This window comes from Vibrio sp. CB1-5, assembly GCF_059412285.1.
This window is the reverse complement of the sequence record NZ_JBJHPB010000005.1, coordinates 184,021-199,251: the sequence shown is the minus strand read 5'-3', so window position 1 is coordinate 199,251 and position 15,231 is coordinate 184,021. Positions and strand designations below refer to the sequence as shown.

The 15,231-nt window shown below is 45.3% G+C and carries 12 protein-coding genes; 4 read left to right on the top strand and 8 right to left on the bottom strand.

Features of this window, described 5'->3' with window-relative positions; translation table 11 throughout:
* Positions 1–88 precede the first annotated feature (88 nt).
* From speA to ACJB0T_RS05785, 3 genes are all read left to right on the top strand, one after another.
* Positions 89–1,999 (top strand): arginine decarboxylase, encoded by a 1,911-nt coding sequence (gene speA, locus ACJB0T_RS05795; RefSeq protein WP_479292635.1) that lies wholly within the window; start codon positions 89–91, stop codon positions 1,997–1,999.
* Positions 2,000–2,926, top strand: coding sequence for an agmatinase (gene speB / locus ACJB0T_RS05790; protein WP_479292634.1), 927 nt, complete (start codon positions 2,000–2,002; stop codon positions 2,924–2,926). It begins immediately after the preceding gene.
* A 173-nt stretch (positions 2,927–3,099) separates the two neighbouring features.
* Positions 3,100–3,825, top strand: a complete 726-nt coding sequence (locus ACJB0T_RS05785) for an RluA family pseudouridine synthase (protein ID WP_479292633.1) — start codon at positions 3,100–3,102, stop codon at positions 3,823–3,825.
* Between the two features lie 34 nt (positions 3,826–3,859).
* On the opposite strand, the gene ACJB0T_RS05780 is transcribed toward ACJB0T_RS05785, so the two are convergent.
* Entirely contained in the window at positions 3,860–5,812 is a 1,953-nt protein-coding gene (locus ACJB0T_RS05780; RefSeq protein WP_479292632.1) for an MSMEG_1061 family FMN-dependent PPOX-type flavoprotein, read from the bottom strand.
* 134 nt (positions 5,813–5,946) lie between these two features.
* On the opposite strand from ACJB0T_RS05780, the gene ACJB0T_RS05775 reads away from it, so the two are divergent.
* Positions 5,947–7,035, top strand: coding sequence for a helix-turn-helix transcriptional regulator (locus ACJB0T_RS05775; RefSeq protein WP_479292630.1), 1,089 nt, complete (start codon positions 5,947–5,949; stop codon positions 7,033–7,035).
* Between the two features lie 52 nt (positions 7,036–7,087).
* On the opposite strand, the gene ACJB0T_RS05770 is transcribed toward ACJB0T_RS05775, so the two are convergent.
* The 7 genes from ACJB0T_RS05770 to ACJB0T_RS05740 all read right to left on the bottom strand — a co-directional run bounded on the left by ACJB0T_RS05770 (position 7,088) and on the right by ACJB0T_RS05740 (position 15,205).
* Positions 7,088–7,549, bottom strand: coding sequence for a hypothetical protein (locus ACJB0T_RS05770; RefSeq protein ID WP_479292628.1), 462 nt, complete (start codon positions 7,547–7,549; stop codon positions 7,088–7,090).
* A gap of 12 nt (positions 7,550–7,561) precedes the next feature.
* Complete coding sequence (locus ACJB0T_RS05765; protein ID WP_479292627.1) at positions 7,562–8,224, bottom strand: DUF3313 family protein; 663 nt, start codon at positions 8,222–8,224, stop codon at positions 7,562–7,564.
* Between the two features lie 109 nt (positions 8,225–8,333).
* A complete protein-coding gene (locus tag ACJB0T_RS05760; RefSeq protein ID WP_479292626.1) occupies positions 8,334–9,332 on the bottom strand; it encodes a phospholipase A in 999 nt (332 codons plus the stop codon).
* Positions 9,333–9,486: 154 nt separating this feature from the next.
* Complete coding sequence (locus tag ACJB0T_RS05755; RefSeq protein ID WP_479292624.1) at positions 9,487–9,843, bottom strand: DUF2147 domain-containing protein; 357 nt, start codon at positions 9,841–9,843, stop codon at positions 9,487–9,489.
* A gap of 20 nt (positions 9,844–9,863) precedes the next feature.
* Positions 9,864–10,820, bottom strand: coding sequence for a DUF2860 domain-containing protein (locus tag ACJB0T_RS05750; protein WP_479292622.1), 957 nt, complete (start codon positions 10,818–10,820; stop codon positions 9,864–9,866).
* Positions 10,821–11,045: 225 nt separating this feature from the next.
* Complete coding sequence (locus tag ACJB0T_RS05745) at positions 11,046–14,156, bottom strand: efflux RND transporter permease subunit (RefSeq protein ID WP_479292620.1); 3,111 nt, start codon at positions 14,154–14,156, stop codon at positions 11,046–11,048.
* The gene (locus tag ACJB0T_RS05740) at positions 14,156–15,205 is read right to left on the bottom strand and encodes an efflux RND transporter periplasmic adaptor subunit (protein WP_479292618.1); all 1,050 of its coding nucleotides are present in this window, start codon (positions 15,203–15,205) and stop codon (positions 14,156–14,158) included. Before ACJB0T_RS05740 ends, ACJB0T_RS05745 begins: the two co-directional genes overlap by 1 nt.
* Positions 15,206–15,231 lie beyond the last annotated feature (26 nt).

Sequence of the window (15,231 nt, the reverse complement as noted above, 5' to 3'; positions counted from 1 at the left end):
CATCAAATCGAGCAACAATTCGAACCATATACCCTAATCAAGTATAGAGATGAGCGACAGCCTGAACACATGATAAGTGAGACATGCTGTGACAACGACTTCAAAACTTGACCGCGTGCGCGCGGACTACAACGTCCAATACTGGAGCCAGAATTTCTTCGGAATCAATGACGAAGGGGATGTCATTGTTTCTCCTCATAAAAATGGCCAGCACCAAGTACCACTCACCAAAATTGCTAAAGCTCTGGAAGATAAAGGGCTGACGCTACCGGCATTGGTACGCTTTCCACAAATCATTCATCAACGCGTTCATGGTATCTGTGATGCTTTCAACCAAGCTATTCAAGATTACGGCTACCAGAACCAATACTTGTTGGTCTACCCAATTAAAGTAAACCAACAAAAAGATGTGGTTGAGCAAATCCTGGAGAGCCAAGCGGAAGCGGAAACCAAACAGCTTGGTCTAGAAGCGGGTAGTAAACCAGAGTTGATGGCCGTCCTTGCAATGGCACAACGCGCCAGCTCTGTGATTGTTTGCAACGGCTACAAAGACCGTGAATATGTTCGTCTTGCGCTGATTGGCGAAAAGTTGGGTCATAAGGTTTTCATCGTACTCGAGAAGCTCTCTGAACTTGATATCGTACTAAAAGAAGCAGCTGCGCTTAACGTAAAACCGCGCGTGGGTCTACGCATTCGTCTCGCCTCTCAAGGTGCGGGCAAATGGCAATCAAGTGGTGGTGACAAATCTAAATTCGGTTTGTCTGCCTCTCAAGTACTGCAAGTTGTTGACCGCCTTAAAGCGCAAAATCAATTGGACATGCTACAACTTGTGCATTTCCATTTGGGCTCGCAAATGGCCAACATTCGCGATGTGCGAAATGGGGTAAACGAGGCAGCACGCTTCTACTGTGAACTTCGCAAGATGTCTGTGCCTATCTCCTATTTCGATGTAGGCGGTGGTCTAGCGGTCGATTATGACGGTACACGCAGTCAGTCGAGCAGTTCTATGAACTATGGACTTGCGGAGTATGCACGTAACATCGTGAGTACAGTTGGCGACGTCTGTGCACTCTATGAAGAAACCGCACCCGTTATTATTTCTGAGTCTGGTCGCTCGCTAACGGCGCACCACGCGGTACTGATCACCAATGTGATTGGCACAGAAAGCTATAATGTTCAGTCTGTTGACGCTCCAGCAGAAGAGGCTCACCCTCTGCTTCAGAATATGTGGCAAAACTGGCAGAGCCTAAAAGGTGGTACCGATGCTCGCGCTGTCATCGAGATTTACAACGATACACAGAGCGATCTAGCAGAAGCGCATACCTTGTTTGCATCTGGTGTGGTTGATTTGCATCAGCGTGCTTGGGTGGAACAGCTCAGCCTAAGTATTTATGGTGAATTGCATCGTCAAATGGACAACAAGAATCGCTTCCACAGACCGATTCTTGATGAGCTTAACGAGCGATTAGCGGACAAGTTCTTTGTGAACTTCTCTCTATTCCAGTCGATGCCAGACGCTTGGGGTATTGAACAGGTATTCCCAGTATTGCCACTATCGGGTCTCGGTGGTGAAGAGCAAACGCGCGCGATCATGCTGGATATTACCTGCGACTCTGATGGTACCGTTAAGCAATATGTTGATGGTCAAGGCATTGAATCTACCTTGCCAGTACCCGCATGGAACAAAGATGAACCCTACCTAATGGGCTTTTTCCTTGTTGGCGCGTATCAAGAGATCCTTGGTGACATGCACAACCTGTTCGGCGACACACACAGTGCCGTGGTTAACGTTACTGATGAAGGCGAGTTTGAGTTTACCGCCATCGACGTGGGTGACACTGTCGAAGATATGATGCGCTACGTTCATATTGACGTAGACGCGATTAAACAAAACTACAAAGAGCTTGTAGAGCGTCACATCGACATTGACGAACAAGCGCTTATTTTAGAAGAACTAGAGTACGGCTTAACTGGCTACACCTATTTAGAGGATTTTTAAATGAATGATTTGTTTACTAAAACTGATTATTCACTGTATTCGAACGCAATGACCTTTTTGCGTCGACCTTACGTGAAAAACCCAGTATCTGCGGATGCAGACGTGGTGGTTTTTGGTGTACCTCTAGACATAGCGACTTCCGGTCGCCCTGGCGCTCGCATGGGGCCAGACGCGATTCGCCGCGCTTCGGTTAACCTAGCTTGGGAAGGTAAGAAATTCCCATGGGATTTCAACGTATTCGACAAAACCAAAGTAATCGACTCTGGTGACCTAGTGTTTGATGCCGGTGATGCTGAAGACTTCACGTACCGTTTGGAAGCAGCGACTAGCGAGATTCTAAAAAACGGTAAAACCATGCTCGCGCTCGGTGGTGATCACTTCATCACTCTGCCTATTTTGCGCGCTTACGCTAAACATCATGGTGAGATGGCATTGATTCACTTCGATGCTCACACAGACACGTACGCAAACGGCAGTAACTACGACCACGGTACTATGTTTTACCATGCACCAAAAGAAGGTCTTATTTCTGCTAAGCACTCCGTGCAAATTGGCATTCGTACTGAATACAACTACGACGACCACGGCTTTAACGTAATCAACGCCATGCAAGCGAACGATCAAAGCGCAGAAGAAATTGTGGCTCAGATCCGCAGCATCATTGGTGATAAGCCCGTGTATATCACCTTTGATATTGACTGTTTAGATCCCGCGTTTGCTCCAGGCACGGGGACTCCGGTTTGTGGCGGCTTGAACTCGGACAAAGTTCTGAAAATTATCCGCGGCCTAGCAGGTATCAACGTCGTGGGTATGGATGTGGTAGAAGTGTCACCTCCTTACGACCAAAGCGATCTTACTGCACTAGCAGGAGCAACCATCGCACTTGAACTACTTTATGTATGGGCAAGTAAGGAAAACAAGGAATAGAAACTAACACAGTGGGGCATTCAGCCTCACTGCTTTTTAACACTGCGCCCTTGTTGATTCACCTTAAGCAAATTGATGTCAGCCTACAGTCGTCTTGCTCGTAAACTAGTGGTAAGCTCCACGGTTCTGTGGCTCGTGTGCCTTCTCTGTTATTGCATCAGGACTCCTACTGTATGTCTAAATCTGACCCTGCTAATGAAATCATCGATAACTTTGTGGCACCAAAATGTCAGACTAATGTAGAAATCCTCTATCAAGATGATGATGTTTTACTCATCAATAAACCGAGCGGGTTGTTAAGTTTATCCGGTAAAAATCCACTTAATTGGGATTCGGTGCACTATCGACTAGTAAATGGTCAAAGCGCAACCCAAACTCAAAATGAAACCCCTGCTTTTACAGAGGCAAAGTTACCACATCGGCTCGATTTTGGAACTTCAGGTGTCATGGTGGTCGGGCTCAATAGCGCAGCATCTAAATCTCTCAACCAACAGTTTCAAGCTCAAACTGTACAAAAGCGCTACCTCGCGATGCTAGCGGGATGGGTTGAAGCAGACAGCGGCCAAATATCCGCTCCGATAGCTAAAGATAAAGCTCTATTTCCTCGCGTCAAAATTTGCCACCATACAGGAAAACAAGCCCTCAGTGACTACCAGATCATTCGCCGCCTAGACAACCCACTCAGAACGTTAGTGCAATACTCTCCCATCACCGGTCGCACACATCAATTGCGGATCCATAGCCTTGAGTTCGGCCACCCTATTCTAGGATGCGATCTTTATAACAACCAGCAGCTAAATAACGGCTCACAGCGCTTAATGCTACATGCCAGCGACATTTACTTTAACCACCCATCCACTGGCGAGCGCATCCACGGTCATAGTCCTAATCCTTTTTAGATAAAGGTTCTTGCACCTAAAGCTTATCCTTCGCCTAAATATTGTCTCGATAGTCCTCAGTCAACAACGCATCAATATCTTGTGTTGATGTGCTGAAGTCATTGGCCAATTGACGAGTATAGGCATCATTTGCCGTCTCAGGCCAAGAATCAGGCCTCCACAATCCGCTACGAATAAACGCCTTACCACAGTGGAAGAAACACTCCTCTACCGACACTATGGTACATAACTGAGGCGGTTTACCTGTTCCTTCAAATTGCGCCAATAGTTGTGGGTCACAGCTTATTTCAGCCCTACCATTGATACGCAAGCATTCATTGGTATTAGGTATCACGATAGTTAACCCGATGGTGCCTGTCTGACAAATATTACCAAAGCCATAAGCCAGTTTATTACCAACGCTATCTGGAATTATCAAGGTACGTTCGTTCATCACTTTCACAAAACCTGGCTCCCCTCCTTTTGGCGAGCCATCACAATGATGATTGGCGTCCGTGGTACTTACCCAAACTAACGGAGACTGCTCAACAAACTCTTTGCTGAATGAGTCCAAATAATCTAACTTATGATCAAGCATGAAATCGATCGGTTGACCGATGATCTCTCGGACTTGTTCCAGACTAGTCACACGGTATTCGGGACGAACGGTAAAACCATCGAACAATGTTGGATTTTCAACCGCAGCCCCCGTGTATACCGCACCTAACTCATTACCTGAGCTGTCTAGGTAACGAGCTACAACATTCATGCCCTCAGCTTGAACCTGCCAAGTAGCTTCTGAACTTGAGAGTGCTGGAATAATTTTGACTGGACACAATGAGGTTTTGACTTTGATAGGCCAAGGCTGCAGTTCAAAAGATTGCGGCTCACACCCTGCAAGGTTATTAGCTAGTACCTGACTAGCTTTTACTAATGGCGCGAGATAGTTAAAGACCCTACCGCTAAATTGTGCACAATCGCCCAAGGCATACACATGTTCTGAAGAGGTCCTTAGATTGCTGTCTACCACAATGCCTTTGTCTACAGTTAAGCCGCAGTGCTTGGCGAGCTGTACATTGGGAGTCACACCAATGGCACATACCACCACATCCACCACCACCGTGGAGTTATCACTGAGAGTCACTTTTACACCATTGGTGTGGTGCTCAACTCGTTGAGCTACGCAGCCAAACTTAGGTTGAATGCCCGCTTGCTCGAACGCTTGCTGCAGAGCCAGTGATGCTTCCTTTGGCAGTAGAGAAGCCATTAGACGTGATTGCGGTTCAACCATTGTTACTTGTGCGCCAGAAAGGCTGAGTGTATTTGCCAACTCACAGCCGATTAAACCCCCACCCATAATCAGTACTCGCTGCCCTCTATTTAGCGATACGCGAAGCTTGGCATAATCTGTAAGATTATTGATGTTTACCACTCGATTAACAGCGTCTCCGGTGAGCGATGCTGATATGCTTTCACTACCCGTCGCCAATACCAATGATTGATAACTAAGCAGCTTGCCATCTGCCGTCACGGTTTGGGCAACCGGATCAATGTCTGTTACTGGACAGAAAATCTGCACATCGATACTGAGTTCATGAGCCATGCTCTCTGCACTTGCTGTCACTAACTGGTCGGCACTAAGGTTTTGAGCTATGCCGACAGAGAGTTTTGGTTTCTGATAGTAACGACCATCATCACCCGTCAGAAGTATTAAAGGAGTCGTCACGTCTTTTGTACGAAAGTCTCGAGCAAACTGATAACCCGCGTGACCAGAGCCAATAACAATCACAGGCGTTAAAGTGTGGTCCACGCTAGGCAATGGTTGTGCATTTGGAGCTTGCTTCTCCTTCATGGTAAACGCCGCTTTCCCTAATCCACAATCAGGGCAGAGCCAATCATCGGAAATCTCCTCCCAAGCTGTGCCAGCGGGAATACCATCGCTGGGTAGCCCCTTGCTTTCATCATAGATAAAACCACACGTTATGCATTCCCACACTCTACTGTTCATTGTTTCCTCAGAATCTAAAGACGATTAATAGTGAAATGATAGCAAAGGCTTCACAAATTAATGCATTCATTTAGAGTCATCATTTCTTGTAATACTAAGCAAACATTTACTTAATAATGCCGATTGTATAAACTATGCACAAAGTAATTAGCATTCATTTCCAATCAAATGGTACTTCATTGATATCTTCCTTCAGTAACCAACGAATGCATCCAAGCTCTAACCTAGTACGAAGTACTTTAGTTAAACACCTGATCGAGGTGTTAGAGCAAAATGAGATTGATGTAGCTTCTATCCTGACTCACCATCAACTAAGCGAAGTTCAGTTAAAGAAAGGTGGCTTTATGCTGCCTTTTTCAAAGTTCTGTCAGATTATCGAGGATGGAGTATCTCAATCTAGGTTAGAACATCTAGGCCTCATCTGTGGCTCCCAATACACCATGTTTGATTCTAGTGCCCTGACCTACCTGATGCTGTTTGCCCAAGACTTAAAACAGGCGTTTTACTCTTTGGTTCAGTACTGGCCTTTAGACGGCCCTTATCAAGGCAAGCTCCATTTAGGGGACATGAGTTATTTCGAATTTTTCAACGATGCTCGTTATAGTGACATCGCTAACCGCTACCACGCGGAAGAAATTTTTATCTGTATGTATCAAATCGGACAAGGAGGTTATCGGACGAATAACCTGTGTCGTCAGGTGTGCTTCACTTTTCCAGAACCAGAAAACATCGCACTGTATCAAGATATGTTTAACTGTGACGTATTGTTCAACCAACCGTACAACAGACTTTACTTTTCTGAGAACGCCATTGACTGGACGCTCGCAACTAGTAATCCAGAGCTATTCGCTGTGGCCAAAAAACAGTGTGACGAACAGCTATCCGCCATCCAAAACCAGCACAAAACAACGGGTGATATTTATCGCATTCTTTCTACTTCGGGAATGAATCAACCCAGTATTGAGCAAGTCGCCAAGCAATTTTTTGTGAGTACCGCGACCCTAAGAAGACGCCTCTCAGCCGAACACACTACCTACAAAGAGATAGTGAAAACGTTTCGAATTAACCAAGCCTGTCGCTACCTAAAGTCAACGGAGTTAAGCATTGAACAGATCGCACTTAACACCGGATATAGTAGTACTGCTAATTTTTGTAGAGCATTCAAGACAGAGCTGAAAGTTACACCTATGGCATACAGAGATACAAGCCTAGAGAAGCGCTAATGTTTGTTTGAATCGTAAACAAGCTAAACACTTACGCAAACTTCCCCTTATATTAACGGCTATCACGTCGATAAATGGAACCCAAAAGCGCAACCAGACAAACTAGTACTAACGGTAGATTGATAAGCCCTCCGGGTGCATCACCAAGTGTGACAACGGGTTTCCAGCTACCAACCACAAACCTTCCAGCATACTCTGCGATGGCGATAATAAACATCATTGGAACAAGGCTTTTATATCGAACAGCCACCAACAGATATATAAAGGCAAGTAACAGCTGTGAAAGCCCCCACAAAGCAAATATACCAACGATGGTTGACGCGGCACCCGAACTAAATGAGTCTAATGGAATGGTTGCAATACTTTGTGCGCCGCCATCAGCGGCCAATAAATGGTGCTGGCTACGCCATAACGTCATAGCAGTAAGGCAATAGAAGAAATATTGGCTCAGCTTTGCCCCTTGATAGTTGTTATCTATCACCTTAGGGAGTATAGATTTAAAGTCAAAATACATGATAAGTGATCCTTATTTGGTGTTTTCGGGTATCTGGTTCAACGTTTGTTCCAGTTTATTTACCCATCCTCTAAGTATGCTTTTAATTTCCTCTTCTGGCTCCAAGATATTATCTAGGCTTTTTTCACCCGCAGTGATGTCAATCGCAGAGAAGAGTGGCTCTTTAGTTTGACTATCAGAGATTAAGACTTCGATCCTCGCCGTCGTCACATTAGTGTGCTCCCCTGTCGTCAGCAAAGACGCATAAGAGATAGCGAGCCCTACTGGAAGCACTGAACTCGTAGTTGCAAGTATCGAATTCGGCGTAGCAACGTTGCTGAGCGCGAACTGGACGGTCAGGCCATTTTCTTTAGGAGAAGACGCCGGCGTTTTATAGTTGGCCAGCGTCGTTTGAGCTTCAAACTCAAGGTAGTTGGCAAAATCTCTCAACTCCTGTTCGGAAAACTCAGAGTCTTGAACCTCCAATCGTGTTGGCTCGATATAAAAATTGGAATACGTGGAGAACTTCTCTTTGAGTAATGTTTGATCAGAATACTCTGCCGGCAACCACACATATCGCCAAGAGTCTGTGTTTGTATTAACTTGATAAGTGAAATCATTGTGCTTAGAGCGTTCAGAAACAGCGCTGCACGCCGTGAGTGTCGCAATCAAGCCCATAATAATGAGTGTACGCATCCTACTTCCAATGTTTGATATTCAAAGAGCTTGCTACTCTAACGCAGTCAAACTATTGAGTGAGTTTGTAGAGAATGAATGGGTACTAAACCGGTATGAACTGTCCGCATTAGAACAAGTCATTGAGGGTTACCCCAATGCCAAGACGTGTCTGACTATGGTTATAATCGATTAAACTATCCCCATAACCATGAAATACTTTGATATAGCCACGCAACTTGCCATAAAGCGGGGTAGTCACATTGAGCGTCATCGCACCTTTGCCTGTCTTGACATTTCCTCGCCCGAAAATCGACACTTTGTACTTGTCGAGATCGTAACCCAATCCAATTTCACCATGACCAAAGTAATCTTCAATATCTGGGTTATCATCACCGCGAGCATCATTGATATCCGCTTTCGGATCTTCCGGTAGTCGATACCATGGGCGAATATAGGCCACGACTCGGTCACGTTCATAAGCGAGATTCAGATAGATACGATTCCACGAACGCGACTGAACGCCGGCACGACCATTGGATTGATGCTCAATACCTACCATCATTCCGGTATTGCCGCCTAAGGGATGCCAGTCAAGTGGCATCGCGTAGAACACCTCTGGCCGATAGTTAGTTTCTCGAAAAGGACTGGAAATATCTTTAGCATACACCTGCCACCAAGCCTCAAGCGTAAATGCTCCATAAATTTTATCCCCTGGTACGAAGAGTGAGTCAAACGTTAGAGGAAATTTCAAGCTTATTTGAAATTGCGTTTCGACGGTTTTGAGACCCTGATAAACTTCGCTCGAACTTTGGTTTTCAAGCGGGGTCAAACTCGACGTTGTATAAACTGGCAATATGTAGTTCATTCTATGAGGCGTAAGAACAAAGGCTCCACTTTCGGCCTCTCTTTCCTGATTCAAACGCTGACTGATCGCCCCTGATTGGGATTTATTTGGCGCTGCTATGGATGGCGTCGAGCCGGTTTCATTGCAATAGCGCCTAACCTCACCTAATGTTGTGTCATCGTCTAACAAATGGAATCGTTCAAGTTGGCAGTCTGCGGTCTTTCCGCCATGAGCGTTATTCGCAAGACTCAGGGCAAAAAGCGTAATCAAAGTCCGTTTCATGAGGAGCGTATCCTATTGATATTATTTTAATATCAAACTACCGCTCTCTTTACTTTAACGCGACAAACTAGGGCACCAACGGGCACAAAATGGGGGTCAATGGGTCATTTTCCCCCATTCCCCTCTAAATCAAGCACGTATCAGTACAACCCAGTTACTCGATGCGCGTCCAAATCATGGTTTTTTTGAAAAAACCTGCCTTAACTTCAACCTCTAAAGTATCTTCCATGACCTTAATATCAGCATCGTAATACTTAGCTTTTTTAAGTGCGTACAGCTTACCTTTATAGCCGTCAGGCTGTTTTACGATTGAAGATAGAATCTGCTGCCCTTTCATTTCTGGCTTCATAGGAGAGTGAGTCACAACGCCCAGCCACACTCCCGGCTCTACTTGGTTAAGCATAATTTCTGTGGATTTGTTTTCCGCCAACCACTTACCTTCAATCATTCCGGTGTTAGCGAAAGTCATCACCGACCAAGAAATAGAGATAAATAGCATTAAAAATTTCATTTATATCACCTTTAAACTCATCAAAAAGCATAGTTCATACCAACAGATACGATATATGACGACTTATCATAAAACGTGATGTTGGAATTACTTTGGCTATAACCGGCAAGAGAGATAAACGACCAGTCCTTCAGATTCAAAAATTGCTGGTACTTATATGCAAGGAATACGTTCATTGTATTGTCGGAACGATTCACCCCATCAAATAGCTGACTGCTGGTTTTATGGGTTCGATTTTCATACCCAAGCGTCAAAGCGAGAGAGTGCTTATTAAACTTCTGAAAGTAAGTCAATTCTGTACCCCACTGGTCGTAAGAGGCCGCTTCTCCATTAGCATCATTCTTAATATAAGTCACCGATGGCACTATGAAAGCCGTTCTGCTTAAAAACATTCGATAGCTTGGTTTTAGATATATCACGTTTGAATCGCGTTGCAGTTCACTGTCTGTCGTATCATTATCCAGAGTTTTAATGGCATAGGCACTATCTATCGAAAACTGAGAACCGGCTATATTCCTGAGCTGAAAACGATACGCGTAACCTGTTTCATCGGTTGTGGTTCTATCGCTACCAAGCTGATAGGGATTTGACCATTTTTCCTCTGGTATTAAGGTAGGAAGGAACGAAGCCTGAACAACCGTGCCTGATTGCAGCTCTTGCTTGTAAGCAAGTTCAATGACTACTTGCCCCACGGCAACATCCTCACGTGCGGTACCGAAATACACCTGCTTATCAAGATTCTGACCAAAGGTATAAGCTACATTACCTAACGGGAAAACAGTCGTCTTATTGCTACTGCTCGCCGCTTGATCAGTGCTTACTAATGACGGGTCATTGTCAGTATTCAGGTTCGACGTTTCTCCACTTACGCCTACATTGAATCCAATCTCGCCACTAAAACCTGATTGACTAGAGAGCTGAGCAAAAGCAGGGGCTGCGGTAAGGGCGACAACGGCGATGACGTAGTTGTTTTTCATTGGTAATGGTGTCCTTTTTAATCCATCAATTTAGGAAACCAATAATTTGGCTTCCTACTTTGGGCTACTCTAGCCTAACCTTATTTTTGGGTAAGCGTTCAGAGAATGAATGGGTATAAATCAGGTATGAAATGTCCATTCAAAGCATTCCATTAAGTGTCACCGCACCTTGTCAGTTTTGACATTTCCACTTCCCCTTAGTCCTTTCTCCAACTAAAAGTAGGATTAAACCTCTACTCGATATAAGACGCTATACAGTACAGGTACAAATATCAGCGTCAGCACAGTAGAGAAAATCAGACCCGCGACAATGGCAATCGCCATCGTCTGCCACATCGCTCCACCTGTAATCAGTAGCGGTATCATGCCCAGTACGGTCGTCAAAGTGGTGAGAAGAATAGGTTTCATTCGCCTCTTACCCGCTGCGATCAGTGCATCAATAGCACGCTTGCCAGAGGCAATCTCAATGTCCACTTGTTCTAGTAAAACGATGGCGTTGTTAATCACGATACCCGCCAGCGATATCACGCCTAAGAACGTCATGAAACCAAAGAAGCTATTACCAATAAGTAGACCTGCAACTACCCCAACAAACGCGATCGGAATCGTTGATAGGATGATGATGGGCTTTCTAAATGAGTTAAACTGCGCCACCAGCAAACCAATAATCACAAACAGCGCCAACGGTAAGTTCTCACTGATACTACCCGTCGACTTTTCCGACTTCTCAAATTCACCACCAAGCTCAAAAAACACGCCGCTTGGCCAATTTCTAGACTCTGCCTCTAGCCAAGGTAAAATCGCATTCAACCCTTCGCTTGCGGTATAGCCTGGCTCTAGCTGGGCGCCAATGGTGACGGATTTATAACTATTACGACGATAAATTTTGGCGTTTTGCCATACGATATCAACGTCAGCAATGTGCGCGAGAGTCACATCTCCCGCAGGAGTATAGATAGGCAGCGCCAAAATTTGCTCGACATTGAGTTCCTCTCGCTCTTCATTGGAGAGCACGATAGGAATACTCAAGATACCGTCACGAAACTCACTCAAGGTCTTACCCACCAAAGAGGTCTGCAAACTCAGCGCGATATCTCTGTTACTCACACCTGCGAGCGCCGCTTTTTGTTGATCAATGACAATACGAATCGTCTTGGTTTTTTGCCCCCAGTCATCACTGATGTCTTTAAGGCCATCAATGCTCGCGAGTTTCGCCTTGATTTCTTGAGTAATCGCAAACACCTTGTCCTGATCCAATCCATTTAATCGGATTTCAACCGGGTTTAAAATTGCCGCACCATTTTCGATAAGCCTTGTGGTGGCAATGGCATCTGGGTGATGCTCATTGACGTAAGACTCTATGCGTTGCATCAATTCTGGGTTATCACGATAGTCATGCGTGTTAATGATCCAGAATGAGTACTCTGGGCTCGACGTTCGAGAACTGTGCGGCAAAATATAACGTGGGCCACCATAACCAACGTATACAGACCAGTTTTTAATTCCTTGGTTTTTGATACCTAGCGTGTCGCTACCTTCATCATTCACATCGCTCACAGTGATGCTAGGTTTACCATCCGAAGCGTCCTTAGCTTTTAGGGTTAGTAAGTACTGCTCGATGTCAGCAACCATGGCTTGGTTGTGCTCAATGGAGGTGCCCATTGGCATCGTCACTTCCATCTTGAAAAAAGCTCGCTCCGATGGTGGGAAGAAGATATTCGGTAACCACTTCATCGCATGAAAAGCGAACACCGTAGCCACCAGCATCGCCACAACCGTCAACCAGCGAAAGCGGATAAGCTTTGTCAGTAGATTGGCATACCAAGCAAGTTGAGTAGGCGATTGTTGCTTCACCTGTTTGGTTGGTTTTAGAAGCAGCACACAAAGCAATGGGATCATCACCAAGCTTAATAGCCAAGAGGCCAATAACGTAATCGTCACGACCACAAACAGTGCTCCCGTATACTCACCCATGGTCGACTTTGCCAAGAAGATCGGCAAGAAAGCGGCGGACGTAGTTAAGGAAGACGTCAACAAAGGAAGCTTAAGCTCATTGGCGCTCTCAATCGCAGCCACTTTTTTACTCACCCCTTGGTTAATGCGAACTAATATGTTCTCTGACATCACAATGCCGTTATCGACCAACATACCGAGTGCAATAATCAGCGCGGCAAGAGAGATTTGGTCTAACCCTATCCCGATGTGAGACATCACTAAAATGGTCAGTAGCATGCTAACTGGCACCAACAACGAGACAATTAAACCTGTACGCCAGCCTAAGAAAATAAACATGACTAAGCCAACGACCGTCATCGACTGCACTAGACTCGATACAAATTGATTGACCTTGTCTTCTACTTCCTTAGGCGCAAAATTGACCTTGCTGATCTCAAGACCAATCGGTAACTGACGAGTGAACTGCTCTACATAAGCGTCGACTTGTTCGCCCAAACGCACATTATTACCGGTTTCAACCATTGCAATCGCAACGTTAACAGAAGGTTTTCCATTGAAATAAACGGGATTATTGATAGGAAACTCGTAACCAGATTCCAGGGTGACTAAACTGTCTAACCTTACCGTTTTACCGCTTGATGGTAGCGTCACTAAGGTACCTTTGACCTCATCGGGTGTGTTGTAGTTACCACTAGGTTCTATTGGCAAGCGTTCTTGCCCAAAGACGACACTCCCCCCACTCAAGACGATATTCTGTTTTGACAAAATATCCGCGAGCTGATTAGGCGTTAAATCATAGGCAGTCAGCGCATTAGCATCGAATTTGAGTTTGATTTGCTCTTGCTGCACACCATGAAGGTCAACCTTAGCCACATCGTCGAGTAAAAACAGCCCACTACGAAGATCTTCCGCCGTTTGCTTGAGCTCACGATAAGAAAAGCCTTCACCGTGAATCGCAAGAACAATGCCGTAGACATCGCCAAATTCATCGTTGACTACAGGCGCTCCAACCCCTTCAGGTAGCGTACTCGCAGCACGTTCGATCTTACGACGTAATTTATCCCAAATTGGCTGAAGGTCAGAGTAGTCCTCTTTGATAGCAACGGTGAGTATCGACACACCATTTTTCGATTGGCTTTTAACATAGTCCAGTTCAGCAAGCTCTAACACCGCTTTTTCAAGAGGATCGGTGACCAGATCTTCAACCCGTTTTGGACTGGCACCTGGAAACTGGGTGATGACCTGAGCATTTCGAATTGTAAAGCCAGGGTCGTACGCTTCTGGGATGGTGTTGTAGGCTTGGATACCCAAAAACGTCAACACCGCAATAATGAGCAGCGTGATACGGCTGTTGTTTAGAGAAAAGGCAGTCATCGACATTACTTCGCCTCCACTCTTACCTGTTGCCCGTCCTGAACTTGGCTCACTCCGGCAATCACGACGCGCTCGCCGTTCGATAGCCCTTCGACAATATTGATGCCCTGCTCACTGACGCCGTCAACGCGCACAATACGCTTCTCTAACACGTTGGTTGTTGGATGTACCACAAACACATAATGCTCGTCGCCATCGCTAAGCACAGTATGACTAGGTAGTACCATTCCATTGCTGAGACCAAACGCTTCGGCTTTCACTTTGACTGACGTCCCAGTAAACAATCGGCGCTCAGACGGTGGCTGCATCACTAAGGTAACGTGTAGCTGCTGGCTACTTTGCTGACTTACACTGAGCTCATCGACTTTGAGTGGGAATGACTGTGCGAACCCTTCTATCTCTGCACTGAGTTTAACGGCGTCGGCTGTTTGAGTTTGCACAAACTGTGATTGTGGCACCGTGATGGTGATTTTGTATTGTTCAACATCCTGCAACGTAAGGATTTTGGTCGACGAAGTGACTTTAGAGAAGTTATCAATATAACGATGACTCACCACACCAGAAAAAGGAGCAAGTAAAGAGGTGTACTCAACATCTTTTACACTTTGCTCAAAAGCGGCTTGGGCCGAAATATATTGCGACTCCAACGCATCTAAATTCGCTTGGCTGATTGCCTTTTTATTAATAAGTGACAGTGCTCGTTCGTACTCTGCTTTCGCTTGTTTTAAAGAGGCCTCTCTCGATTTTTTGTTAATCAGCTGTTGGCTACTATCTAGTTGCGCCAATAACTGCCCTTTTTCTACTTTTTGACCAGATTTGATAGGAAGGTCTGTTAACTCACCTTGGATTCGAAAGTTCATATCGATGGTTTTGTTCGCCTCGAGAATCCCAGTAAAGTACCTCACCTGTTGCTGTTGTTGATTTACAACCAACGTTTTCACCGGTTTGATTGGCGCAGAGGTGGCTTCCGGCACTTCATCTTTGCTACACCCAAATAGGCTTAGCGCGACTATCAAGGTAGTCAGTCCGTTTTTATAAGTTTGTGGCGTTCTCATTTCATTCAACCATTACAACGACATTT

What these genes read in the sequence shown, in the direction of transcription:
- speB (WP_479292634.1), top strand. Translation starts at nt 2,000, where the DNA reads ATGAATGATTTGTTTACTAAAACTGATTATTCACTGTATTCGAACGCA.
- ACJB0T_RS05785 (WP_479292633.1), top strand. Translation starts at nt 3,100, where the DNA reads ATGTCTAAATCTGACCCTGCTAATGAAATCATCGATAACTTTGTGGCA.
- ACJB0T_RS05780 (WP_479292632.1), bottom strand. Translation starts at nt 5,812, where the DNA reads ATGAACAGTAGAGTGTGGGAATGCATAACGTGTGGTTTTATCTATGAT.
- ACJB0T_RS05775 (WP_479292630.1), top strand. Translation starts at nt 5,947, where the DNA reads ATGCACAAAGTAATTAGCATTCATTTCCAATCAAATGGTACTTCATTG.
- ACJB0T_RS05770 (WP_479292628.1), bottom strand. Translation starts at nt 7,549, where the DNA reads ATGTATTTTGACTTTAAATCTATACTCCCTAAGGTGATAGATAACAAC.
- ACJB0T_RS05765 (WP_479292627.1), bottom strand. Translation starts at nt 8,224, where the DNA reads ATGCGTACACTCATTATTATGGGCTTGATTGCGACACTCACGGCGTGC.
- ACJB0T_RS05760 (WP_479292626.1), bottom strand. Translation starts at nt 9,332, where the DNA reads ATGAAACGGACTTTGATTACGCTTTTTGCCCTGAGTCTTGCGAATAAC.
- ACJB0T_RS05755 (WP_479292624.1), bottom strand. Translation starts at nt 9,843, where the DNA reads ATGAAATTTTTAATGCTATTTATCTCTATTTCTTGGTCGGTGATGACT.
- ACJB0T_RS05750 (WP_479292622.1), bottom strand. Translation starts at nt 10,820, where the DNA reads ATGAAAAACAACTACGTCATCGCCGTTGTCGCCCTTACCGCAGCCCCT.
- ACJB0T_RS05745 (WP_479292620.1), bottom strand. Translation starts at nt 14,156, where the DNA reads ATGTCGATGACTGCCTTTTCTCTAAACAACAGCCGTATCACGCTGCTC.
- ACJB0T_RS05740 (WP_479292618.1), bottom strand. Translation starts at nt 15,205, where the DNA reads ATGAGAACGCCACAAACTTATAAAAACGGACTGACTACCTTGATAGTC.